Here is a 24,428-nt window from a genome sequence, read left to right as displayed (position 1 = left end):
CGGGCGGCCCGGAGGCCGCCCGCTGACTGCTACGCCGGGGGCGGGTAGCGCGTGGAGTCGTGCACGTCGAGCAGCGGCTCCTTGATGCCGTCGCCCGAGTCATCGGTCCAGTTGGAGTTGCCCGTGGCGATCAGCGTGCTGCGGACGGCCAGCGAGCCCGCCCTGGTCGTCGGCTTGCGGGCACCCGAGGTGAGGATGCCGGCCGCGCCCGCCACGTGCGGGGAGGCCATCGAGGTGCCGCTGATCGTGTTGTAGCCGCCGTTCCGCCACGTCGAGTAGATGCAGGTGCCGGGTGCGGTGATCTCGACGGTGGCGCCGTAGTTGGAGTAGAACGCCGAGGTGTCGTCCTGGTCGGTCTCGCTGCGGCACGACAGCGTGCTGCCGCCGGCGCCGCCGGGCAGGCCGTCGTTGTCGGTCAGGGCCGAGACGGTGACCACGTCGGGGTGGTTGGCGGGGAAGAAGGTCGAGGTGTTCGCGTGGCTGTTGCCGGCGGCCACGACGACCACGATGCCGGCGTTGACCGCGTTCGTGATCGCGGTGTTGATCGCGCTGCTGGAACAGCCGTTGCAGCCCAGGCTCAGGTTGATGACCTCGATGGTGGAGGCGCGGGCCACCACCCAGTTGATGCCTGCGGCGATGCCGGACAGGGTGCCCGAGCCCGCGGCGTTGAGCACCTTCACGCCGTGGATGCGGGCGCCGGGCGCGACGCCGACCGGGCCGATCGCGTTGTCGATCGCGCCGACGGTGCCCGCGACGTGCGAGCCGTGGCCGTTGTCGTCGGTGCCGGAGTTGTTGAGGCAGACGCCGGCCTGGCAGTTGGCCCGTGCGACCACGTTCAGGTCGGGGTGGGTGTAGTCGACACCCGTGTCCACGACGGCCACGTCCACGTCGATGCGGACGTCGTCGGTGCCGTCGATGTCGAGGTTCGGGTTGTCGGGGCCGAAGATCCGCCGTACGCCGGTGGGCGTGGTCTGCGGGAAGGCGGTGACCTCGGCGTCGGGCTCGACGCTGAGCACGTTCGGGTTGCGCTTGAGCTGCTCGGCGGCGGCCGCGCTCAGGCGGGCGGTGTAGCCCTTGAAGGCGTGCTCGTAGACGCCGATGAGCTGGCCGCCGTGCTGGGACACCTGGTCCTGGGCGGCGCCGCGGGGCGCCCGCATCGCCGGGTTGAGCTGGACGATGTACGTGCCGTCCGGTGCGGTGGCAGAGACGGGGATGGGCGTCAGGGGTAACGCCAGAGCGCCGATGAGCAATGCGAGCAGGGGGGTGAGTGGTCGCATGAAAGCCCTTCCTCGACAGGGACTGTCAGTAAAGCTTTCATCATTTGTCTGGAAAAGTCCATAAAAAGAGGTGCCGGTCGCTGCGAGCCGATTCCTTTGGCCGACACCTCTTAAGTGGCTTAACGAAGCGGGATCCAGGCTTGTGAGGCGAGCGTCGTGGCGTCGTTGACCTGGATGCCCTCCTGGGAGAACGTCCAGATCGTCGCGCCGATGACCATCGAGCGCTGGATGCCGGGCTGGTAGTCCTGGCTCTCCTGGACGGGGTGCTTGATCATGCCCAGCTTCGACACACCCGAGTCATCGATCTTGAGGACGAGCGCCCCCGACTCGGTCTGCTGGGTCAACGGGATCACCGACAGGCCCGTCTTCGGCCAGTACAGGAACGCGTGCGGATCCCACTCGGCCTCCGACCCTGAGTCCTTCTGGAACAGCTGCGACAGCCGGCGCGGGCTGGCGGGGTCGCTGACGTCGAACAACGACACCTGGGTGCCGAGCGTCCTGCCCTGCTCGCTCGCCTCCTGCCCGATGCCGATCAGCCGGCCCTCGCCGCCGGGGTGCAGGTATGCCGAGTAGCCGGTGATCTTCAGCTCGCCGGTCACCTTGGGGGCCGCCGGGTCCCGCAGGTCGAGCGTGTAGAGCGGGTCTACCTGCTTGAACGTGACGCAGTAGCCGATCGGCCCGATGAACCTGACCGAGTAGATGCGCTCACCCTCGCCGAGCCCGCCGACCTCGCCGCTCTTGGCCAAGGTGTCGGCCTTCAGGACGTGGACGGTGCTGGAGCTGTTCTTGCCGTCAGGCGAGGTGAGCGTGGTGGCGACGCGGAGGTGGCCGTCGTGCTCGGACATCGAGTATTGGTTCAGCAGCCTGCCGTTGACCTTGCCGGAGGCCACGTAGGAGGGCGGTCCAGGAGAAGCGACGTCGAACCGGTGGATCTCGGTCTCCTCCGGCGGGATCGTGGGGGTCGGCTTCGGCTCTTCGGGGGTGGGCTCCTCCGCCGGGGCGGCGTCCGGGGTGTCCTCGATCGGCATCGGGAACGACCACCAGCGCGGGTTGCTGGCCACGTACAGGCTCGTGCCGGTGCCGTACACGATGTCGCCGTCGGCGGCGAGGCTGATCGGGTCGGTGCCCGTCGCGGTGACGCCCTGCGCCAGGTCGAGCGTGTGCACGGTCAGCAGCGAGGTGCCGGTGTAGTCGGCGGGGTGGCTGACCCGCTCGCATCGGACCGCGTCCTTCCTGACGGCGCCCGACGCGTCCGTGATCTCGATCTTCGGGAGCCAGGCGTCGATCGGGGCCTGGCGCACCGCGGCCTGGTTCGCCTTGATGCGCTCGGCCTCCGAGGCGTCCTCCTTGGGCTGCGGGAGCGTGATCTCGGGCTGGCTGCGGGTGACGATCCTGACCGTGGAGCCGACCATCCTGGCGTCGACGTAGGTGCCCTGGGGTTTGACCGTGCTGAGGACCTTCGGTTCGCCGGACAGGTCGACCAGCACGTAACGGGTGTCGCCGAGCGGGAGCATCGAGCGCACCTTGAACATGATGTCGTCGTAGCCGCGGAACAACACCAGGGCGCGGTCGCCCGACAGCAGCAGGTCGGCGGGGGCGAAGACGCGCTCGTCGCCTTCGGTCAGCTTCAGCGTCGAGGTGACCTTGCGCGTGGCGGTGTCGACGACCCGCAGGGTGCCGCCGGTCACCGTGATCACCCGGTTGCCGTCGGTCTTGACCAGGTCGGGCTCGTCCACGCCGGCCTCGTGCACGTTGGTGGTGGAGTGCTCGGGGACGGCCGTCTTCGCGTTGGGGGTGATCGCCGCCGTGTCCTCCGCCCGCGCCGTCAGCGGCATGACGCCGCCGAACCCCCACGGGCCGACGTTCGCCGCCGCCTTCTCCCGCAGGCCCGCCAGCATGTCGTCGCAGCTGGTGTAGGCCACCAGGCGAACCGCCCCGAGGGCCGTCTTCTTCGGGGGCACCGGCGCCTCTCCCGTGGAGGAGGTGCAGGCGGCCGCCACCGTCACGAGTGCCGCGGCGGTCACGGCCGTACGGATCAGCGTCTTCATGACCTCATCACGGCTTTCCTTACCGGATGGTTCAGGAGCCCCGCTGCGGATTGATGGTGAAGGCGGGGCTGAAGTCCACGTTGTTGGGCACCTCCAGCAGCTTGCGCAACAGCTTGCCGGAGAAGTCGATCACCTGGATCTCGTCGTTGAGGCCGTTGTCCTGCTCCCAGCAGTAGAGGTGACTCTCGTCGTAGAAGCCGAGCACCTTGTCGCAGTCGGAATAGAACTTGCGCAGGCGCTCGCCGGAGGCGGCGTCCCAGATGCAATGATCGCCGTCCCCGCCGTTGGGGCAGTTGGTGACGAACGTCTTGCCCGACGGCGAGAAGATGTCCTGCGTGCCCGCCGACAGCGTGCCGATGCCCGGCATCGAGCGCGTGGCCTTGCCCTGGGCGTCGAAGAAGCGCAGGCCGCGGTTCTTCTCGCTGCCGTAGGCGTTGACCACGCCCTCGTCGGCGCCGTCGAAGCCGAAGGCCGTGTCGCGGACAGAGGAGTCAGACACGTCGACCTTGGTGGCCTCCTTCGTGGCCAGGTCCACGAGCACGAAGCCGAGATAGATCCACTTGTCCTTCCCGGTCTTCCGCTCCGTGTTGAGCAGGATCTTCGAGCCGTCCTTCGACCAGGCCCTGATGCTGCTGATCAGCGGTTCCTTGACGGTCTTGATCGTCGTACGCTCACTGGACTGCCGGTCGGTGATGTAGATGAAGTCGTAGCCGTCGTCGCTGTACTGTCTGCCCCTGCTGGCCAGGTAGCGGCCGTCCGGCGAGACCATGGACTCCCAGTTGCCGGCGTATTTGGTGAACGGGCCGCGGAGCGAGCCCCTCGCGTAGTCGATCCAGTCGTCTTTGGCCTTGTCGAAGATCTCGTAAGAGGTCAGGACGATCGCGTCGGACGGGTTCTCGTACAGCGAGACCTTGCCGGGGAGCGTCTGCTTGGTGCCCGTCCGCGGCACGGCGGCCGTGGACGACGGGTTGGGGCTCGGTCTGGCGCTGGCGTCCGTGCCGGTGCCAGAGCTGGGGCTGGCGCTGGTGCTGGTCCGCGTGCGACCGGGCGTCGCCGAGTCGGACGGTCCCGCCTGCACCGACGCCGCCTTGTCCATCTGGATGACCACGATCACCCCGGCGAGCAGCAGCAACGCGACCGCCACCGTGATGCCGGCGATCAGCGGGGCCTTGCTCTTCTTCGGCGGCGGGTTGTACATGCTCGCGTACGTCGGCTGTCCGTACGGGGGCCGCGGCGTCGGCGGCTGCCACTGCTGCTGGGGAGGCGGCGGTACCTGCCCGGAATGCGCGGCCGGCGCCGGGTGCGAGAAGTGGCCGGGATAGGGGACCGGCACGGACTGAGGATTCGACGGCGGGCCAGCCTGCGGACCTGTGGGCGGGCCCGGCTGCGGACCCGAGGGCTGGCCGGACGGCGGCGCGAAGGGCGCCTGCGGGGCCGCTTCGGCGGCGGCCTGCGCGAGCATGCCGGGCTTGGGCGCCGGGTGCTGCAGCAGGCGCATGATCACCTGTTCGGCGGTCGGCCGCTGGGCCGGATCCTTGTTCAGGCAGGCGGCCACCACGTCACCCAGCATCCCGTCCAGGACGCCCAGATCCGGCTGCTGGTTGAGCACCCGGTTGATCACGGCGGGCATCGTGTCGCTGCCGAACGGCGCCCGCCCTGAGGCGGCGAACACCATCGTGCTCGCCCACGCGAACATGTCCGCCGCCGGGCCCACGGTATGCCCCATGATCTGCTCGGGCGGCATGTATGACGGCGTGCCCACGACCGTGCTGCTGACGGTGGAGGTGGCGTTCAGCGCCCTGGCGATGCCGAAGTCGATCACCCGCGGCCCGTCCGCGCCGATGATCACGTTGGCCGGCTTGAAGTCGCGGTGCACGATTCCGGCCTGGTGAATGGCGGCCAGCGCGGTGGCGGTCCCGATGGCCAGCCGGTGCAGGACGGTGCCCGCGCGCGGGCCCTCCTCCTGCACCACGCGCTGCAGCGAGGGCCCCTCGATGAACTCGCTGATGATGTACGGCCGGTCCTGCTCGACTCCGGTGCCCAGGACGGCGGCGGTGCAGAACGGCGCCACCTGCTGAGCCACCTGGACCTCGCGCAGGAACCGCTCGACGCTGGCGTGGTCGCCGGACAGGTCGGGCCGCAGCCATTTGACCGCGACATGTCCGCCAGAATGGTCTTTGGCGAGATATACGACGCCCTGGCCGCCCTCGCCGAGCCTGCCGAGGAGATCCAGGCCCCCCAGCCGTTGTGGATCTCCGGGTCGCAGCGCAGCGTAGGTTGCCATGAAGAGATTCTGTCGCTATGGCACGGATCCGCAAAAACTACCCATGAGTAGCTTTACGAATGTCTTCTCGTATGCACGTGACGTCCAGCGCCAGTATATGGGACGTCCATCTTGGTCAACTGCCGCCAAACCCCGCTGAGCTGCCACGATGTGCCGGGGTGGCTTCCGCGTGCTCTGCCACCGGGCGACCTGGCGGATCGACGACGGGCTCTGGGCGGAAACCCGGCGTGGCGCCGTGTCGTTGACGGTCACGGAAATAGGGCGCTCACGAAGACCGCCGGTCCCGCCGTCGGGGCCGACGAGGTCGGGCCGGTGGACGTCGTGCTGCTCTCCCGGGACCAGCACCCGGACAACTTGGACAGAGCCGGGCGCGCCTATCTGACGTCCGCGCCGCTGGTGTTGTCCACAGGGGCGGCGGCCGAGCGCGTGGGCGTGCCGGTGCGTGGGCTGCCCAACTGGACGTCCGTCGACGTGGGTGGTGTGAGTGGCGACAACGCCTCGCTCGACGTCGTGCGGGCCGTCGCGGAGCGGGTGGGGCCGGTGGACGTGGCGCTGCTGTTCGCGGGCGGGGCGCGATCGCCGCTAGTAGGCGTTCGCGGGGTTCGGCCACCGGCTCCGGCTGCTCGGGCCGGGCGAACGGACGTACCTGGACGTGTGATGCTCGCCTGTGGCGAACAGGCACTGTCTTCCTGATCAGCGCCTGACAGGGTGGAGCGGTGAGCTGGAACGCGCGAGCGCTGGACGTCCTGGCGGCCGGGCCGCCGACCCCGTTGATCGACTTTCCGGTGCCGGCGCCCGGGATCAGGCTGCTGTTGAAGGACGAGTCCGCGCAGCCGACGGGAAGCCTGAGGCACCGGCATGCCAGGGCGTTGTTCCGGCAGGCCATCCTCGATGGGCTGGTCGTCGAGGGCACGACCGTGGTGGAGGCGACAGGCGGGAATGCCGCGGTGGCGCAGGCGTGGTTCGCGCAGCGGCTCGGGTTGCCGTACGTCGTGGTCATGCCGGGCGAGCGCAGCCAGGCGCGGGCGCGGGCGGTGGAGGCGTTGGGCGGGGAGTGCAGGTTCGTGACGCCGCCGCTGGCGATCTACGATGCGGCCCGGGAGATCGACGGGCATTTTCTCGACCAGTTCGGCCGGTCGGCGCCTCATGACCTGGCGGAGGAGCTGTTCGGCCAGGTGAGCCCAGACTGGGTGGTGACGGGCGCAGGCACAGGCGCGACCTCCGCCACCCTCGGCCACTGGCTACGCTCCCACCGCCCAGCCGACACCCCTGCCCCGAGCACCGACGCCGATGGCCCCGTCCCGAGCGCTGCCGACGGTTCTGTCGTGTGGGCTGGCGACGGCGCCTTTCCAGGGGGCTCTGCCGAGGGGTCCGCGCCGGGTGTCGGTGGGAGGCCTGTGCCAAGCGACGAAGCGGCGGTTGGCGGGGAACACCGGTGCCGGGTCGCAGTGGCGGATCCTGATAACTCGGCGTATTTCCCGGGTTGGACTCTCGACACCCCCGACTACGCGACCGGCATGCCCTCCCGCATAGAAGGCATCGGCCGGCCGCGCATCGAGCCCGGTTTCCGCCCCGACCTCGTCGACCTGGTCATCCCCGTGCCGGACGCGGCGAGCGTGGCGGCGGCCAGGCACATCAGGGAGGTGACAGGGCTGCCGGTGGGCGGCTCCTCGGGCACCGCGCTCTGGGCGGCACTGGAGCTGGTCGAACGCATGCGCGCGAGAGGCGAGAGCGGCACCGTGGTCTCGCTGATCGGCGACGCCGCCGACCGGCATCTGGCGACGTACCACGATGACGCGTGGGCCGTGGGGAAGGGCCTGGACGTCGGCCCTCACCTGGCCGAGCTGCGCCGCCGTACGACCGTTTAGCCCAGCGGGTGGCTGACCCAGACGTTCGGCTCCACATAAACGGCGTGGTCGTGCTCGACCGAGCAGTGCACCGGGTTCAGCGCGCCCGGCACCTCGACGGCGCCCGTGCGGTCGAACGGCAGGCCGGACCACGCGCGCCATTCCGCCGGCGTGCCCGCGATCGTCATCGACCGCGACGCCACCTTGACAATCTTGCCACCCGCGCGTACGTGCACCCGCAGCCACCCGTCGTACGGCAGGCCGTCGTCGCGGGTGCGGTAGGCGTACTCGCTCATCGGGGTGTGCGGTTCGAGGTGCTTCATGTTGGGCCGGACCGGCGCGACCAGCTCGCTGAAGCCGTGGCGGGCGGCACGCTCGCGCATCGCCGCGAGCATCATCGACGACAGGCCCTTGCCCTGCAGGTCACGGCGGACGGTGATCTCCAGGGCCGAGACGGCGTCGGGCCGCGTGCCGCGCTGGCGGGCCAGCCAGCCCCGCCGGACCACGCCGTCCCAGCCGTCGTCGGGCAGCTCGTCCCCGTCCGCCCGGTACGGGATCATGCATGCCCTGGCGACCAGCCGGCCGGGGTCGAGGTCGTCGTCGGCCACGAGCACGTACTCGGGGTAGATCGTGTCGGCGAACGGGTAGAAAAGATCGGCGATCGGATCCTGGAACATGAACACGGGCCAGGTGTGGTCCATGTTCCACAGCGCCGCCCCGAGCTCCGGGCGCTCGGCGAGGGTCGTGATCTGGAGGGCCATGCCGAGCATTCTCACATCATGATTTGCCGGGAAGCGCATGATTTATCGGTGCAATGCCCGTGCGCTAGCGTCGGCGACATGACGGAACTTGATCACAGGCTGAAGGCGGTCACCGACCTCATGGTGGCCGAGGCGCGCGAGGGCGGCGGCAGGCACGAGTACGACGGCCGGATCCAGGACCTGTCGCCCGACGGCGTACGGGCCGGGCTGGCGCGGCTCGGCGAGGGGGCCGCGCCGGCCGACCCGCACGACGCCGAGCACCTGGAGGTGTTCGAGGAGAGCCTGCGGTTTCAGCTTGGGGAGCTGCAGCTGCACCGCAAGAACCCCATGGTGCACCTGTCGAACCTGGATCTCGCCTGCTACGACCGCGACTACGGCCCCGAGGCCGAGCGCGCCGCGGCCAAGGCGGCCCATCTCGCGCTCTGGCCGGACGCCGTGGACGGCGCGATCGCCGCGCTCGACCAGATGAGCGCGCCGGTCGCGAAGTCCCTGATAGGCGCCGCCAGAGGGTTGGCAGCCGGTGTCACGGACGAGCAGGCGTTGGCGGCGCATGGCAGGCTCGTCGCCCACATGGAGCGTGCCGCGGCGGAGGGCGAGCCCGACGCCTCGCTCGGTGGCGACGTGCTGGCCAGGCTCATGGGCACGGCCGAGGGCCTGCCGGTGGACCTGGGCCGGCTGGCGGAGCGGGCCGACGCCGAGCGCGACCGGCTCATGGGGTTGCTCGCCGAGTCCTGCGCGCGGCTGGGGCGTTCGGGGCCGCCGCTGGACGTCGTACGTGAGCTGGTCAAAGACCACCCCGACGCGGACGGCGTGATCGAGGCGGCCAGAGCGGGCACCGAGAAGGCCATCGCGTTCACCCGCGAGAAGGACCTCGTGCCATACCACGACGGTGAGTGCCTGGTCGGTCTCGCGCCCGAGTCGCGCCGCTGGGCCATGGCGATGATGGCCTGGAACTCGCCCGGCGAGCCCGAAGGGCCGTCCTGGTACCACATCACGCCGCCCGACCCCTCCTGGCCCGAGCAGGACCAGGAGGAATGGCTGGAGGTCTTCAGCCACACGACGCTGCCGGCGATCAACGTGCACGAGGTGGCGCCGGGACACTTCTCGCACGCCCGTGCGCTGCGCCGGGCGCCGTCGGACGTGCGCCGGCTGCTGCAGTCGATGGCGTTCATCGAGGGGTGGGCGCACTACGCCGAGGAGTTGTGCGTCGAGGAGGGGTTCGAGGCCGGCGACCCGCGCTTCGAGATCGGCGTGTGGGTGGAGGCGCTCATCCGCGTCACCCGGCTGGCCTGCGCGATCGGCGTGCACACCGGGCAGATGACGGTCGAGGAAGGCGCCAGGCGCTTCGAGTCGGACACGCATCTGGCGGGGCCGGCGGCGCTGTCGGAAGCCCGCCGGGCCACCTTCGACCCGACGTACGGCCGCTACACCTGGGGCAAGCTGCTCATCCTCGACCTGCGGGAGCGGGCGCGCACGGAGTGGGGGACCGGCTTCACCGTGCAGCGCTTCCACAAGGCGCTGTTCGATCTGGGCTCGCCGCCCCTGGGACTGATCGGCGCGATCCTGTAGCGTCGATCACGTGCGCGAGCTCGTTGGCAAGGTTGCGGTGGTGACGGGCGCGGCCAGCGGCATCGGCCGGGCCCTGGCCCTGCGGTTAGCGGCCGAGGGCATGACGCTCATGCTGGCCGACGTCGACCACGGCGGGCTCGCGGAGACCGCCGCGCTGGCCGGGGACGGCAAGGTGCTCACGCAGATCACCGACGTCTCCGACGCGGCCGCCGTCGCCCACCTGGCCAATCGTTGCTTCGGCGAGCTCGGGGCCGTGCACGTGCTCTGCAACAACGCCGGCGTCTACCAGGGCGGCCACATGTGGACCCGCGGCGAGGAGGACTTCGCCTGGCTGCTGGGCGTCAATCTTTGGGGTGTGCTGCATGCCGTCCACGCGTTCGTGCCGCGCATGATCGAGCAGGACGCTGAGGGGCACATCGTCAACACGGTGTCGGTGGCGGGGTTGTTCGCCGTCTCCGGGTCGGGTGGTTACGCGCTCAGCAAGCACGCCGCCCTGGCCGCCTCCCAGGCGCTCGCCCAGGACCTGGCCGCCGTGGGCGCCAAGCTCCGGGTGACCGCCCTCTGCCCGGGGGCGGTCAGGACGCGGATCGCCGAGTCCGAGCGCGTACGCCCGGCCATTCTGGCCGGCAGCCCCACCCAGGACGAGGTGGAGGCGCTCGACCAGGTCGGCAGGGCCGCGGCGGGCGGCATCGAGCCGTCCGAGGTCGCTGATCTGGCCGTGCAGGCCATCCGCGAGGAGCGGTTCCTGGTGCTGAGCGATCCCAAATACGCCGCCAGGCTGCGCCTGCAGACCGAGACCCTGCTGACTGGAAACCTGCCGTCCTACCAGTGACGCTCGTGGGCGAGCACCCTGACCACAGTGCCGCTGCGCGGCTTGACGACCAGCCGGACCGCGTCGCCCGGCAGCACGTCCTTGTAGACACCCTGCTCCACGCGGAACGCCGTGGCCTTGTCGGAGCTGCCGTCGTGCAGTGCGATGTAGTAGTCCCGCCGCGACCCGTGCTCGCCGCCCGACTCGACGTGGACCCACCGCTTGACGACGTGGCCGGTGACCTCCTGCCGCTTGTGGCCCGGCCAGGCGGCTTCGGCGGGTTCGATCTCCACACCGTGCCAGCCGCTGCCTGTGAAGATCCACTCCTGCTCGGGGTTGAGGGGCGCGGCCTCAGGCCCGGCGATCTCCCGGCCGCGCGCGGTCGGGAGGAATCCCCGCCCGCCCATGAGCAGGCTTATCCCCGCCACGAACGACACCATCGTCGCGATCCCGCCGGCCCACGACACCCCGGACCTGGTGATGGTGGCGTACCAGGGGACGACGAGTGCGGCGGCCAGGAGGACCGGCACGATCATGGTGGGCCAGCGCCGCCGCGCCAGACCGAGATCGATCGCACTCTGCCGGACCAGTGGCATGAACTCGCGCTCCAGACCGTCGCTGTCCGGCATGAGCGCGACGACCGGCGCGTCCGCGGCCCCTTTCATCCGGGCGGTCACCCGTTCCAGCACCCAGCGCTCGTACGGCAGCAGCGGCTCCCGCCGAGGTATCGCCAAGGCAAGACGGTCGCCCTCGACCGTCGCCCACCCGCGCCCGGCCAGCTCGAACAGCGCCGCATGGAACACCTCCTGCGCCCGCATGTCGCGCAGAAGCTCTACCACGGGCTGAGGCGCGTCCCGCGCAGGAGGCGCCTTCGGCGGCCGCTCGCGGCTGGACACCTTGAAGGCGGCGGCCAGCGCGGCGACCCACACGGCCCACGCGGCCACCGGCCAGACAAGATCCACCTTTCTGTGTTAGCACGAGTCTCCCCGGCAGGCCAGGTGCAATATTCGGGGCCGATAGACTGGGGGTACCGCATTTCGCCTTTGGGGGGGTTCTCACGGTGTCTGAATTCGACACAGTGCTGGTGGTCGACTTCGGCGCGCAGTACGCACAGCTCATCGCCAGGCGGGTGCGCGAGTGCCACGTCTACTCCGAGATCGTCCCGTCGACGATGCCCGTCGAGGAGATGATGGCCAAGAATCCCAAGGCGATCATCCTCTCCGGCGGTCCCTCCTCGGTCTACGCCGAGGGTGCGCCGCCCGTGCCGCATGGGTTGTTCGAGACGGGCGTGCCCACGTTCGGCATCTGCTACGGCTTCCAGGCCATGGCGCAGGCGCTCGGCGGCGAAGTGGCCCGCACGGGCGTCGCCGAATATGGCGGCACCGCGCTGGAGGTGCTCGACGAGGGCATCATCTTCGCCGGCCTGCCGGCCAGCCAGAAGGTCTGGATGTCGCACGGTGACAGCGTCGCCGCCGCGCCCGCGGGCTTCCGGGTGACCGCCTCGACGCGCGAGACCCCGGTCGCCGCCTTCGAGCACGTCGAGCGCGGCCTCTACGGTGTGCAGTTCCACCCCGAGGTCCTGCACTCCGAGCACGGCCAGGTGGTGCTCAAGCACTTCCTCGACGCGGCCGGTTGCCGCCCGACCTGGACGATGCTCAACATCGTCGAGGAGTCCGTCGAGGCCGTACGCCGCCAGGTCGGCGAGGGCCGCGCCATCTGCGCGCTGTCGGGCGGCGTGGACTCGGCGGTGGCTGCCGCCATCGTGCAGCGGGCCATCGGCGACCGCCTGACCTGCGTCTTCGTCGACCACGGCCTGCTGCGCAAGGGCGAGGCCGAGCAGGTCGAGCGCGACTTCGTGGCCGCCACCGGCGTCAAGCTGCGGGTGGTCGACGCCTCCGACCGCTTCCTCAAGGCGCTGGACGGCGTCACCGACCCCGAGGAGAAGCGCAAGATCATCGGGCGCGAGTTCATTCGCGTCTTCGAGGACGAGCAGCGCGCCATCATGGCCGACGGCCCCGTGGACTTCCTGGTCCAGGGCACGCTCTACCCTGACGTGGTCGAGTCGGGCGGCGGCACCGGCACCGCCAACATCAAGTCCCACCACAACGTGGGCGGCCTGCCGGAGGACCTGCAGTTCAAGCTGGTGGAGCCGCTGCGCGCGCTGTTCAAGGACGAGGTGCGCCGGGCGGGCGAGGAGCTCGGCCTGCCCGCCGCCATGGTCTGGCGCCAGCCGTTCCCCGGCCCCGGCCTCGGCATCCGCATCGTCGGCGAGGTGACCCGCGAACGCCTGGCCCTGCTGCGCGAGGCCGACGCGATCGCCCGCGAGGAGCTCTCGCGGGCCGGCCTCGACCGCCAGATCTGGCAGTGCCCGGTGGTGCTGCTGGCCGAGGTGCGGTCGGTGGGCGTGCAGGGGGACGGGCGCACGTACGGCCACCCGGTGGTGCTGCGGCCGGTCACCTCGGAGGACGCGATGACGGCGGACTGGGCGCGGGTGCCGTACGACGTGTTGTCGCGGATCTCGACCCGGATCACCAACGAGGTCCGGGAGATCAACCGGGTCGTCGTCGACGTGACCAGCAAGCCCCCGGGCACCATCGAGTGGGAGTGACGTAGGCCGAGCTCTCGACAGCCACCAGCGTGGCTATTTCACCGCAGCCCAGGCCATCGAGGACGGCTATACCTACCAAGCGCAGCACTACCACGTCGACACCGGCAAATGGGTGCGCGTCGATCGCGGCGTCTATCGCCTCCGTGAGTTCGCCGATCTCCCTGCAGGCGAACATGACCATCTCGTCCGCTGGGCACTGTTGAGCCGGGGTCATGGGGTGATCTCTTAATCTACGCGCGGTAGCGCGCAGGGACGGCCGGACTCGCTCCGGTAGGTGCTGTCCGGCCGTCGGCAGGCGGGTGCCTACTGGGTCAGCAGTTCTTGCCGCCGTTGATGCACTGCACGACCTTGTTCATGAGCTGCTCCGACATCACGACGATGGCGCCGGCGTGGTCGGTGTTCGGGCTGTTCCCTTCGCTGGCGAAGCTGTCCACAGCGAACGGGACGTCCGTGCCCTCGGGCTCGGTGGTGGGGACGTCGTCGTACGTCAGCGTCAGGCGCAGTTGCGGCACGGCCTCGGTGCCGCTGGGGCAGGCCCCCTCCTCGTCGGGGAAGGTGAGGTGGGTGCGGTGGTCGGCGCTGTCGAGGTTCTCGCCGTCCCAGCAGCTCGGCATGTCGAAGACGCGGACCAGGTCACTGCCGGAGGGGCAGATGGGGTACTTGTCGGTCAGGCGGTCGGTGAAGCCCGTACACGTCCACGTCGGGCGGGCTTCGGCGCCGCCGTTGGTCGCGGCTCTGGCGTCGCCGGCGAGCATCCTGAGGAACTGCGGTGGCGCGGTGACCTCGGAGGTCGCGTTGCCGCGGTACTCCAGTCGCACCGACGACGGCTGTACGGCCGTGCCGGTGGCGTCCGCGTCCGTCTCGGCGTCGAGGACGCGCAAGGCCGGCCAGAAGTAGGCCGACTGATCGGACGGGTTGCGGCAGGTGGTGTCCGCGTCGGCAAGGCTCTCGTTGGTGGAGACGGCGTCGGTGGACATGTTGCCGACGTAGTCGTACTGGGCCTGGGTTCCGTTGCTCACGCCGGGGGCCGTGATGACGTTGTCGTTGTTGCTGTGGCCCTCGCTGCTCGTGCCGCATCGGGAGACGAACGTGCCGGTCGAGCCGCTCTCACTCGGCTCCGGTTGCTCGGAGGCGGCAACCTGCTGGATGTCGACGAAGTCGGCGGCCGACAGCGCGGCGTTCCCCGCATTGCCGAGGGTGCAGGTGGCCAGGTTGTCGAGGCCGGTGGGGCGTTGGGCGGTGCGGCCGATGGCGATGGCGATGCGGTCGATGGTGGCGCCTCGTTTGGAGGCGAGGGGGCCGAGGATGGCGTTCTGGACGAAGTTGGGGCCTCCTTGGCCGACGGAGCGGGCTAGTCGGTCGTTGGCCTCCTGGAGTTGTTTGTCCAGGAGGGCGAGGTTGCGGTCGACCTCGGCCTGGGCGGTGGCCGGTATTTGGGGAAGTTTGTCCGCGACGCTTGGGCAGACGATGGCCTGTCCCGTCCCGGGACCTGAGGTCGAGCTTGGGTTGGGGGTGGCCGTCGCGTTGTCGCTGGGTGCCGGTGCGGCCGTGCCGGCGTCGGTGGGTGCCGGTGTGGCCGTGCCGTCGGTGGGCGCCGGTGCGGCGGAGTCGTTTAGGGTGCAGGTGGCGAGGTTGTCGAGGCCGGTGGGGCGTTGGGCGGTGCGGCCGATGGCGATGGCGATGCGGTCGATGGTGGCGCCTCGTTTGGAGGCGAGGGGGCCGAGGATGGCGTTCTGGACGAAGTTGGGGCCTCCTTGGCCGACGGAGCGGGCTAGTCGGTCGTTGGCCTCCTGGAGTTGTTTGTCCAGGAGGGCGAGGTTGCGGTCGACCTCGGCCTGGGCGGTGGCCGGTATTTGGGGAAGTTTGTCCGCGACGCTTGGGCAGACGATGCTCTGTGCTGCGGCCGTGCCGACGTGCGCGAACGCCGGGGAGCCCGACAGGGCGAGCGCGATGCTCCCGCCCAGGCAAGCGGCCCCCAACCACGGTCTGAATCGTCTTCCCCCCGATGGAATCCGCATGCGGCCCCTCCTTCTGGTGTCGGGATAGTCCGATCTTCGAGAGGTACGGCGCCGCAAACCGAAGGGTTCATCCGGCCGTGGCCGGGCTCGAATGCGTATTTATCCACATTTCCGGATTGAACCCAGCGGACGACGCGGGGCGTACCACCCTGCGTCACCTCCGCTATGGGGGCTTCACCTCGTGAGGCCTCGAAAGGGTCGATCATGACGAAGCGCATCCTCACCGTCCCCGGCCTCGCGCTCGCCACGGCGTTGATCTCCACTGGGCTGATCAGCGCCTCCCTCAGCCCGGCCGCCGCCCAGGCCGAGTCGAGCACCCCGATGTACTTCGCGGCGAAGCTCTACGGCAAGAACGAAGTGCCCGCGCCGGGCATGAAGGTCGGTGACGGCAACGGCAGTGCGATCGCCGTGTTCCGCATCCATGGCAACCGAGTCGACTACGCCATCCGCTGGCACAAAGTCGCCCCGCCGACCGGCTTCCATATCCACCGGGGCGACGCCGGCCAGAACGGCGACGTCCGGATCCCGTTCTTCGGCCAGGCGTTGCCCGCCTCGCTCAGCGCGATCAAGGGCACCGTCTACGTCAAGGACCTCGGGCTGCTCAACAGGATCATGCACAACCCCATGGGCTGGTACGCCAACCTGCACACCGGCGAGTTCCCCGGCGGCGCCGTCCGCGCGCAGTTGCACCGGGTCCGGCCGGTGGTGCTCGAGTCCGTGCTGGCCGTCGGGAATCGCAGCACGCTCACCGCGGTGGCCGACGGCGACCAGGAGGTGCCGGCGCCCGGCATGAAGGTCGGCGACCCGGACGGGCGCGCCGCCTGGCTCGTCTGGGTGAAGGGCACCAAGGTGCACTTCGCCACCGCCTGGAACCGCGTCGCCGCGCCGACCGCCGCCCACATCCATCGCGCGCCGAAGGGCAAGAACGGCCCCGTGGCCGTGCCGTTCTTCGCCGCCGAGAAGGGCCTGCCGACCGGCGTGAACGGCCTGGCCGGCACCGCCACCGCTCCCTCCCAGGTGGCCTTCCGCATCAAGAACAACCCCAAGAATTGGTACGCCAACCTGCACAACGCCGAGTTCCCGGGCGGTGCGGTCCGCGGCCAGCTCTACAGGGGCGGCTGGTAGAGATCTCCCGAACCCGACGCCGAGACGCCTCGCCGGTCAGGCCGACGGGGTGTCGGTGAGGTCGGCCCCTGCCGCCGATATCACCAGTTCGTCAGGGATCCGTCCGGGCGCCGGAATCTCTGGGGTAGCCGGTCGGTCGCGGCGGTGCGGCGCGCCGCGGCGTTGGCGCCCGGATCTCCCCGCCCTGCGCGCCGCAGCCGGCCTAGGCCGCTGTCACGTGTTGCTCCATGTCCGGAGTCTCGGCTGGCCCTCGTTGGTGCAGCCGGGGTGGTCGCCGGCGAAGCGGTTGCCCGGCGGCATCAGGCTCCAGTCCGGCAGCGTGCCGCCGTCGTAGGCGGCGCCGATGTCATTGGAGTAGAAGACGTTCCCGTGTGATGCGCACTCCTGGGAGGTCGGCCGGTCGCACCCGGTCGTGGGATGGCAGAACCACTCCTCGTACGCGCCGCGCACCCCGGTCCTGCGGAAGGTGTTGTCGAAGAGGCGATTGCCGTTGCTGTCGTTGCGTGCCCGCGTCGCGTCGCCGCTGACCAGCTCGAACCGGTTCCGCGTCACCGTGTTCCCATTGCTGTGGGTCTCCAGGTAGACGCCATGCATGAGCTTGCCTTCGGAGCCCGTGTTCTCCAGCTGCTTGAAATGGCTGGCCTCGACCCGGTTGCCCTTCGAGTTGGCCAGCGACAGCGCCGCGGTACCGGCGGTCTGCGGTGCGTGCTTGTTGCCGAGCCTGGTGAAGGTCATGCCCCAGATGATGTTCTTGTTGGCTCCCTTGGTGGCGGGTAAGCGCCGCCCGCCAGACGTGGTCAACCCGCCGACGATCTGGAGCCCGTTGGCGTAGTTCTGCACCTGCAGGTAGTAAAACCGCAGCATGGTGGCGCCGCCCGGATGTCCGCTCGGCAGCGTGGCCTTGAACCACCACCCGGCGGCGCCGCCCCCGTCGAAGATCGGCACGCCGTCGGCCGGCCTGCCGTTGCCGGGCGTGTAGCCGGTGGGCAGGAAGGAGATGGCGTGGCCTGGCACGTAGTGGTCCCACGACACCTGACTGGTCTGCCGGTAGGTGCCCCGGGCGATGCGGACCTCGACGTCCTTTCCCGGGGCGGCCGCCTTGAGCAGGGCCTGTACCCGAGCGAGGCTCGCCACCGCGGTTGTGCGCGTGCAGCCGTCGGCAGCGTCGGACCCGTCTGCGGCCATGAAGATCCGGTAAACCTCGCCGCTGGTCGGGCAGGCCGCGGCCGGCTGCAGCGGATCCGCGGCGGCGTGCGCGGTCCCGGCCGCCCAAGCGGCTTGCGCGATCATGACGGCGGCGGCAAAAGCCGCCCTGGTGGTTCTCATATCGGTTACCTCGGGAGAAGGTTCCTACCGCGCGTCAAGGGCCCGCGGGGTAGCGGAGGTGGAGGCGGATGTTCGTCCAGTTCTGCACGCAGGAGGAATTCGCGCAGTTCGACGGGTCGCGCATGCCGACCAGTTCCGGACTGGACCGCCAGGTGCGCCCGTAGTCGGTGGAGACCGTGAAACGGGTGCCGCAGTCCGGGTCCGCCGCGTCGTAGGCGGTCCTGACGTACATGCCGAAGATCGGGGCGATGGCCTCCCAGCCGGGGAAGACGGACAGTTGCCCGTCCACCAGATAGGGGACCCGGCGGTCCAGCAGCGCCTTGTCCACTCCGGCGGCGCCGACGATCAGCCACTGCGGCAGGCCGATGAACGAGTTCTGCCCGAGCCGGTGGCTCAGCCACTTCACATGGTTGGCCGGCACGATCTGCAGGCCGCCGCGCACGTTCTCGTCGTGGCTGAACCCGGCGTACGGCGAGGTCGACAGCGTTAGGGCGCCGGGATGGTTGGTGTCGACCTGGCCGGCGTGGGCGAACTCGGTGCCGCCGAACCGGCCCACGCCCGTGACTCGCTGCAGGACGTCGGCGATATGGACCGGTTCGGGGCCCGGGTAGCCCAGCAGGACGCGGCCGTTGGCGGGGTGCTCGACGCCGGCGACGGTGTCACCCGCCGCCCAGTTCTCGAACTCGATGGAGGAGGGTGATCCGTGCTGCGTGACGGGCTTGTAGACGGTGAACCGCAGCTTGCGTGGCGGCGGCTTGGTGTAGTCGCCGGCGAAGGAGGCGGTGACGGGCCGCCACCGCCGGGCGGCCTCGTCGTAGTAGGTGAAGGGAGAGCCGACCGGCGGCGAGCTCGCACCGCCGAAGATGCCCGTCCCGCCGACGATGTCGGTGTAGATGGTGTCGGCCTGCCAGCGGCCGCTGTCGGCCTCGTGGTACCTGTCGGGGCGGATGTTGATCAGGCTGGTACGCCAGTCCTGCGGGTCGCCCGGTCGCCAGGTGTCGTAGAAGCGCGGGTCGTACACCTGGTCCGGCCCGGCCTTGAGCCGCAGCACGTAGACCGAGGCCGCCAGGACATGTCCGCCGCCCCCGTTCACCGCACGGGAGTACTTCGACGCCCAGAACCCGTCCCCGGCCGCCATCGGCCGCGTCGCAGGCCGTTCCACCGACCCGATCCGCGTGCGCTGCCCGGTGGCGCCGACATGGGTGATCGCCCCGCCGACGACGTTGACGATCTCGATGTCGAACTGCCGTTGGAGTGTGGCCTGGTTCTCGGGCAGGACGACTCCGGGTGTGGGGTTCCCGAACACGTTGTTGGTGCCGTGCGACACGGGATCCTGGCGCGCCGAACCCGGCGCCGCGGCTGTGACCAGAACCATGGCAACCGACATCGCCGCCGACCGCAAACCGCGTCGGGTGAGGCGCATTCCGAACCTCGATCGCATCAGTTCAACCGCTGCACGTACGGACCTGTGAGCATGCCCTCGGGGCACGGGACTCCTACTCCCTCAGCGCAGGCTTGCAGCCATCCGAGCACGGTGCCCTGGTCGCTGATCGTCATATCAGGGTGGGTGCCGAATTCGACGACGAGCTGGGAGGTCTTCGCCTCCGTATCGGCGACCCCGAACCGGATGTGGCCTTTCAGGACATCGGTCTCGCCATAGGCCATGAGTTGCCCGTTCGCGCTCAGGTCGGCCGGGTATGACTTCGGATGGCTGGGCGGGGTGATGCCTCTTTTCACGACCAGGTCCGCCTCGGTGATAGACGTCGCCGTGATTGGTACGACTGCGATTCCCTCCGTGCTTTGGTTGAGATAGCGGACTGCCACCTTGGCGCCGTTGCTGGAGATCACGGGGGCGGCTGCGTACTCGCTGGCGGACGCGTTCTGCATGAGGTTGGTCCGGCTACCCGCCTCCCAGAGCATGGGAATGCCTCGATCCGTGGCGACATCCCAGCGCGAGTACACGATGCGGTTGCCGTCATGCGACACGTTGCCGGCACGACACACCCAGCGCTCCCGCGGGCATGGCTCGACGAGCTCCCGCGCGGCGTTCCGCTGCTTGCGCCAGATGGGCTCGTCGACGTCGCCGAGCGGGGCTTCGCCATCGCGCTCCTGGTACACCAGGACATTTCCATCCCCGGAGAGCTCCGGGGACAGCGGTCTCGTCGCGACGTCGCCGGCCGGTGCGCCCTCCCAGGTCGTCAGTTCGGCCATGTCGTGAACGAGGACACGTTCGCCCGGCGAGTCTCCGCCCGCGTCCGAGGTGATGAATGCGACGCTGTTTCCATCGTAAGAAGGCGAAGCCCATGGATAATACGCCGTCGTCATCGGGGTGTGTCCATCCGTGCCTCGGGACGCCAGCTCGATCTCACCCGTGGTCAGATCCCTGCGTATGAGATAGTGAGCGGTGCTGTTCGGGTCATAGATCTCGGGTGGGGCCAGGTTGCTGCGGGCCTCGATTCCGAAAAAGGCATACCTTCCGTTGTTGGACAGCGTGAATTCGTACACCCCGAACTTTTCCGGGTTGCCGTTGGCGTCTGTCGCGATATAGGTGGGCGAACCGAGGCGGCCCAGCAGGGCGGTCGGGGCCGTCGGTCCCACCCAGGCGGACTCCCCGTCCAGGCCCTCGGCGATCGCGGTGACCCTCACGAAGTACGACGAGCCGAGCTTGAGCTGGCCGGTGTAGGCGGTGTAGTTCGCCGCCCCAGCGCGTACGGGCACGTAGGTGGTCGAAGTAGGCGGGTGGGTGGTGATGGCGTATTCGGTGACCGGGCTGTCGCCGGGTGTCACCGCCGGCCAGGACACCCGCAGCGCCAGCGGAGCGGGCTTGACCTCGACCTTCGGGGCGCTCGGCCGGGTGCCGACCCGGATGCCCGCCCGGGCGGGTTTCTTGTCGCCCTGTGTCGGAGCGGCCTCGATCTCGGCGACGCCGCGTTCGTCGGAGGTGTAGACGCCGTCCTGGTTGATGGTGCCCGGGCCGGAGACCACTCGCCAGCGCACCGGCGGTGGGGTGCCGTTCGCGGTGACCTTGAGGGTGAGGGATTCGTTCAGCCCGATGTCCGCGCTGCCCGGTTCGATGAGGATGCCGTCCCAAGCGCCGGGAGCCCGGGCGATCACGGTGTTGACGTCGGCGATGGGCCAGTCCTTGGACAGCTCGAAGGTGAAGAGCTTCAGCTTCAGCGAGACGCTGGCCGAGATGCCCGCCCGGACCTCCCACCAGGGATTCGCGCCGACGTCGACGGTCGCCTTGACGTACGGGCCGGCGCTGAACTCCGGGCCCGCCACGCCGTATACCTTGAGCAGCAGGCCCACCGACACCCCGGCTTGGGCGCCGACCGAGCCGTAGGCCTGGAGGTCGTCCAGGTAATTGCTGCTGCCCGGCTCGTTGATCACGTTGAAGTCGGTGACGGTGGCGTTGTGCGTGCGCATCTCGCCGGCGATGACGCGGGAATAGCCCGCCGAGACCCGGATGCCGACGGAGCCGTTCACACTGACCGTGGCCTTGAAGGTGAGTTCGGGGACGAGCACGATCGGGGCCGGCCCGGCGGGGATGGTGATCGGTGTGGTGGTGAACGAGCCCAGCGGGATCGTCTGCTCCAGCTCGCCGCCGATGCCTGCCTTGAGTGTCGCGTTGGCCCGGGTCTGCGCACCCAGCTTCAGCCGGGTCTTGACACCGTCCACGCCGATGTCGATGCCTCCCTTGAGGATGGGGCGCAGCCCGGCCTCGGCTTGGAGCGAGGCGTAGGGGAAGCCGTTGACGCTGGTGGAGAAGCTGATCACGGCCTCGCCGTCGCGGATTCCGATGCTCGCGCCCCGGGTCGCGCGCGGGGCGCCCTGCTGGAGGGTGCGGCCTTCGACGATGGGTTGGACCAGGGTGACGCCGGGCGAGGCGGGCTTGAAATCGCGGATCTCGGCGGCGCTGATCGTCTCGTCGTAGGCGACGGCTCCCGCGCCGAGCCCTTCGTCGAGACCGGCGTGGGCGGTGGACACCACGAACAGCCCGCTCATCTCGCGCGCGCCGGTGACCTTGCGGAACAGGCCCTCCGGCAGGCGCGGATGTGAGGTGGCGATGATGAACGTGCCCGGTGTCAGCGAGGTGATCTCGGACGGCGGCTGGACGAAGTCGAGCGTCCCGTCGGGGTGGGCCGCCTGGAGGGTGTTCAGCGCGCCGCTGGAGAGCACCTTAGGGGTCGCCTTGACGGACAGGTCGGGCATCACCGGCCCGGTCGGCTCGCTGGCCGTGCCGATGCCGTGCGTGTTGGTGGCGGCGACCTTGATGGTGTAGCCGGTGTCGGCGCGCAGGCCGGTGAGGGTGGCGGAGGTGCCGGTCACGGTCGCCGACTTGCCGCCCGTTCCTGTGGCGGTCACCGTGTAGGAGGTGATCGGCGCGGTCCCGGTGTCCTCCGGCGCGGTCCACGTCACCTTGATCGAGCCGTCGGCCACGACCGAGGCACGCACGTCTGTCGGTACGGCGGGGGCCCGGCTCGCGTCGGGCGTCAGCGGGTCGGTCGTCGCGGCCGGGCTGGTGCCGGCCTTGTTCTTGGCCACCACCGACAGGGTGTACGCGGTGCCGTTGGTCAGCCCTGAGACCGACGCGACGGTGGTGTCGGGCGGGGTGTCCACGGTGCGCCCGCCCGGCTCGGCGGTCACGGTGTAGCCGGTGATGGCCGAGCCTCCGTCGGCCGCCGGCGCCCACTGGATGTCGATCCTGCCGTCCAGCGGCACCGCCGCGGTGATCAGCGGTTTCACCGGAACCTCCGCCTCGGCCGGTGAGACCGGTTCCGACGTCGGCGACGGCTGTCCCGACCCGTTGCCGTTGGCCGCGGTCACCGTGAACGTGTAGACGGTGCCGTTGTCCAGGCCGGACACCACGGCCTCAGTGTCCTGGGGACCCGCCTTGACGCTCACGCCGCCGGGTTCCGCGGCCACCACGTATTCGGTCACCCCGGCCGCGCCGGTCGCCGGCGGGCTCCAGCTCACCCGCACCTCGCCGTCGCGCGGGAACACCTCGGTGATCAGCGGACGGCCCGGGGGCTTCGGGTCGGCCGGGATCGCCGGGGCGGAGTGCGCCGACGGCGGCGAGGTCCCCAGGCTGTTGGTGGCCGTGACGGTGAAGGTGTACCCGGTGCCGTTGTCCAGGCCGGTGACCGTCGCGGTCGTCGCGCCGGTGGTGGTGGCGGTCCTGCCCCCGGGGTACGCGGTCACCGTGTACCCGGTAATGCGCGTACCGCCGTCGAAGGGCTTCTGCCAGGAGACGGTGACCTGCTTGTCTCCCGCCTCCGCCTTGACCTGGGTCGGTGCGTCGGGCTTGGTCGCAGCCTCGGCATAAGCGTATAAGTCTCCCCAGACCTGGACGGGGCTGGCGCTGCCGTTGTAGATGCGGATGGTGCCGTTGTCCGAGGTCTTGGTCCACACCAGGTTGAAGCCGGTCCCGTTGGCGGGGAACTGCACCGACGACGGATCGGGAGCGCTCGTCCCGCCCGGGTAGACGGTCAGGAAGCTCGCGTGCGCCGAGCCGCGGGCCGACAGCAGCAGCGCCACCCCCGACACCCCCGACTGCGGGACTCCGGCCGTCCCGCCGACCCTGAGCACCTTGGTGCCCTTGGCGGGGATCGGTCCGCCGTCGGCGGCGGTGTCCAGGACCCGCTGCGGCTTGACGGGGATCACGCCGGACGTGGGCACCGCCGACGGCGCCGCCCGGTAGTAGCCGACCACGTCGGCCAGGTAGTGCGTACTTCCCTGACCGGCGTTGCGCAGCGACAGTCGCCCGTCCGTGGACAACTTGGTTATCACGGTGGTGGACTTGTGACGGCCCGCCACGAAATGACCGTGCCCGTAGCGGGGGGAGGAGCCCGCCGGATAGACCTGCCAGGATCCCGTGGCGGTCGTGTAGACCGCGGTCACGTTCAGCACGACCGCGCCGATCTGGGAGGCGGCGGGCAGCCCGCCCTTGCCGGCCACCTGGAAGGTGATCGACGAGTTCGGCCCGACCGGGGTGGTGGTGGAGACGCCGACGCCCTCCTTGGTGTTCAGGATCCTGCTCTGGACGGCGGGGACGAACCGCAGGCCCTCGGGGACGGCGTCCCTGACGTAGTAGCCGTTGACATCCACGACAACGCGCACGTTTCCGGCGCTGTTGTTGAAGAAGCTCGCCTCACCCGCCGCGTTGAGCCGGATCACCGCGTGGGCGGACGACCACTGGACGTCCGCGTCGAAGGTGACCGTCGTCACTTGCGGCACCGGGTCGCCGGCCGCCCAGGCGCGCAGCGATCCGGCGGCCGACGGTGATCCGACCGCCACGTGCGCGGCCACGGCCACGATCCCCTCGGCGGGGATGCCATTGCTTCCGGCCAGCTTGCGCGTCACCGTCCCGCCCGCGGCCACGCCTCCCGCACCGGTGTCGACCATGCGCTCCGGCAGGTCGAGCGGGACGTACTGGCCGACCGACCTGCTCGCGGACGCGGTTGCCGCCTGATCAGCCGTCGGCTCGGAGCCTCCAGGTCCTCCCGGATCGGCAGCCGCGGGCGGCGCCGTGCCGCCCACGGTCAACAGGACGGCGACGACCAGGGCCCGAAGCATCTTCTGTAACACGTGTTGCCTCCCTAGAAGGGAACGGCTGTACCAAGCGCATGATCAGCCTTTCCCCGCCCTCCTCTTCGATCTGCGCCCGGAGGAGAGTGCCATGTTGTGATCCGCGCTCAAGGATGGGGGACGCCGCCCTCGGTCCGTCATTGATCCATCCCTGATCCGTCCTTGG

The 24,428-nt window shown here is 70.0% G+C and carries 15 protein-coding genes and 1 pseudogene; 7 read left to right on the top strand and 9 right to left on the bottom strand.

Annotated features, from left to right (window positions below):
* Positions 1-29: 29 nt before the first annotated feature.
* From OHA25_RS00505 to OHA25_RS00495, 3 genes are all read right to left on the bottom strand, one after another.
* Entirely contained in the window at positions 30-1,277 is a 1,248-nt protein-coding gene (locus tag OHA25_RS00505) for a S8 family peptidase (protein WP_327585702.1), read from the bottom strand.
* A gap of 119 nt (positions 1,278-1,396) precedes the next feature.
* Entirely contained in the window at positions 1,397-3,325 is a 1,929-nt protein-coding gene (locus tag OHA25_RS00500; RefSeq protein WP_327585701.1) for a beta-propeller domain-containing protein, read from the bottom strand.
* Between the two features lie 31 nt (positions 3,326-3,356).
* A complete protein-coding gene (locus OHA25_RS00495; protein ID WP_327585700.1) occupies positions 3,357-5,609 on the bottom strand; it encodes a WD40 repeat domain-containing serine/threonine protein kinase in 2,253 nt (750 codons plus the stop codon).
* 312 nt (positions 5,610-5,921) lie between these two features.
* Here OHA25_RS00495 and OHA25_RS00490 point away from each other — a divergent pair, with 312 nt between their 5' ends.
* Positions 5,922-6,302 (top strand): hypothetical protein, encoded by a 381-nt coding sequence (locus OHA25_RS00490; protein WP_327585699.1) that lies wholly within the window; start codon positions 5,922-5,924, stop codon positions 6,300-6,302.
* 23 nt (positions 6,303-6,325) lie between these two features.
* On the top strand, positions 6,326-7,477 hold the full coding sequence (locus OHA25_RS00485; protein ID WP_327585698.1) for a PLP-dependent cysteine synthase family protein: 1,152 nt from the start codon (positions 6,326-6,328) through the stop codon (positions 7,475-7,477).
* Here OHA25_RS00485 and OHA25_RS00480 read toward each other — a convergent pair.
* Positions 7,474-8,217, bottom strand: coding sequence for an N-acetyltransferase (locus tag OHA25_RS00480; protein WP_327585697.1), 744 nt, complete (start codon positions 8,215-8,217; stop codon positions 7,474-7,476). The genes OHA25_RS00485 and OHA25_RS00480 overlap by 4 nt on opposite strands.
* Before the next feature lie 78 nt (positions 8,218-8,295).
* Between OHA25_RS00480 and OHA25_RS00475 the strand changes: the two genes are divergently transcribed.
* Both OHA25_RS00475 and OHA25_RS00470 read left to right on the top strand, forming a co-directional pair.
* On the top strand, positions 8,296-9,786 hold the full coding sequence (locus OHA25_RS00475) for a DUF885 family protein (RefSeq protein ID WP_327585696.1): 1,491 nt from the start codon (positions 8,296-8,298) through the stop codon (positions 9,784-9,786).
* 10 nt (positions 9,787-9,796) lie between these two features.
* The gene (locus tag OHA25_RS00470) at positions 9,797-10,618 is read left to right on the top strand and encodes an SDR family NAD(P)-dependent oxidoreductase (protein ID WP_327585695.1); all 822 of its coding nucleotides are present in this window, start codon (positions 9,797-9,799) and stop codon (positions 10,616-10,618) included.
* Here the strand turns inward: OHA25_RS00470 and OHA25_RS00465 are convergent.
* On the bottom strand, positions 10,609-11,559 hold the full coding sequence (locus tag OHA25_RS00465; protein WP_327585694.1) for a hypothetical protein: 951 nt from the start codon (positions 11,557-11,559) through the stop codon (positions 10,609-10,611). The genes OHA25_RS00470 and OHA25_RS00465 overlap by 10 nt on opposite strands.
* A gap of 98 nt (positions 11,560-11,657) precedes the next feature.
* Here OHA25_RS00465 and guaA point away from each other — a divergent pair, with 98 nt between their 5' ends.
* Complete coding sequence (gene guaA, locus OHA25_RS00460; RefSeq protein ID WP_327585693.1) at positions 11,658-13,205, top strand: glutamine-hydrolyzing GMP synthase; 1,548 nt, start codon at positions 11,658-11,660, stop codon at positions 13,203-13,205.
* A gap of 25 nt (positions 13,206-13,230) precedes the next feature.
* Positions 13,231-13,434 (top strand): annotated as a pseudogene (locus OHA25_RS61060) (type IV toxin-antitoxin system AbiEi family antitoxin domain-containing protein); the annotation flags it as partial.
* 82 nt (positions 13,435-13,516) lie between these two features.
* Here the strand turns inward: OHA25_RS61060 and OHA25_RS00455 are convergent.
* On the bottom strand, positions 13,517-15,223 hold the full coding sequence (locus OHA25_RS00455; protein WP_327585692.1) for a DUF1996 domain-containing protein: 1,707 nt from the start codon (positions 15,221-15,223) through the stop codon (positions 13,517-13,519).
* Between the two features lie 204 nt (positions 15,224-15,427).
* On the opposite strand from OHA25_RS00455, the gene OHA25_RS00450 reads away from it, so the two are divergent.
* Positions 15,428-16,348, top strand: a complete 921-nt coding sequence (locus OHA25_RS00450; RefSeq protein WP_327585691.1) for a CHRD domain-containing protein — start codon at positions 15,428-15,430, stop codon at positions 16,346-16,348.
* Positions 16,349-16,561: 213 nt separating this feature from the next.
* On the opposite strand, the gene OHA25_RS00445 is transcribed toward OHA25_RS00450, so the two are convergent.
* The 3 genes from OHA25_RS00445 to OHA25_RS00435 form a co-directional block, all read right to left on the bottom strand.
* A complete protein-coding gene (locus OHA25_RS00445) occupies positions 16,562-17,674 on the bottom strand; it encodes a hypothetical protein (protein WP_327585690.1) in 1,113 nt (370 codons plus the stop codon).
* Positions 17,675-17,708: 34 nt separating this feature from the next.
* On the bottom strand, positions 17,709-19,049 hold the full coding sequence (locus tag OHA25_RS00440) for a hypothetical protein (protein ID WP_327585689.1): 1,341 nt from the start codon (positions 19,047-19,049) through the stop codon (positions 17,709-17,711).
* A gap of 65 nt (positions 19,050-19,114) precedes the next feature.
* Positions 19,115-24,262, bottom strand: coding sequence for a fibronectin type III domain-containing protein (locus tag OHA25_RS00435; protein WP_327585688.1), 5,148 nt, complete (start codon positions 24,260-24,262; stop codon positions 19,115-19,117).
* Positions 24,263-24,428 lie beyond the last annotated feature (166 nt).

It is taken from the genome of Nonomuraea sp. NBC_00507, from assembly GCF_036013525.1.
Classification (GTDB): Bacteria; Actinomycetota; Actinomycetes; order Streptosporangiales; family Streptosporangiaceae; genus Nonomuraea.
Note: the sequence above shows the minus strand (reverse complement) of the source record. Positions and strands in the feature narration are given on the sequence as shown.

Coding starts and splice junctions, on each gene's coding strand:
- OHA25_RS00505 (WP_327585702.1), bottom strand. CDS start 1,277: ATGCGACCACTCACCCCCCTGCTCGCATTGCTCATCGGCGCTCTGGCG.
- OHA25_RS00500 (WP_327585701.1), bottom strand. CDS start 3,325: ATGAAGACGCTGATCCGTACGGCCGTGACCGCCGCGGCACTCGTGACG.
- OHA25_RS00495 (WP_327585700.1), bottom strand. CDS start 5,609: ATGGCAACCTACGCTGCGCTGCGACCCGGAGATCCACAACGGCTGGGG.
- OHA25_RS00480 (WP_327585697.1), bottom strand. CDS start 8,217: ATGGCCCTCCAGATCACGACCCTCGCCGAGCGCCCGGAGCTCGGGGCG.
- OHA25_RS00475 (WP_327585696.1), top strand. CDS start 8,296: ATGACGGAACTTGATCACAGGCTGAAGGCGGTCACCGACCTCATGGTG.
- OHA25_RS00455 (WP_327585692.1), bottom strand. CDS start 15,223: ATGCGGATTCCATCGGGGGGAAGACGATTCAGACCGTGGTTGGGGGCC.
- OHA25_RS00450 (WP_327585691.1), top strand. CDS start 15,428: ATGACGAAGCGCATCCTCACCGTCCCCGGCCTCGCGCTCGCCACGGCG.
- OHA25_RS00445 (WP_327585690.1), bottom strand. CDS start 17,674: ATGAGAACCACCAGGGCGGCTTTTGCCGCCGCCGTCATGATCGCGCAA.
- OHA25_RS00440 (WP_327585689.1), bottom strand. CDS start 19,049: ATGGTTCTGGTCACAGCCGCGGCGCCGGGTTCGGCGCGCCAGGATCCC.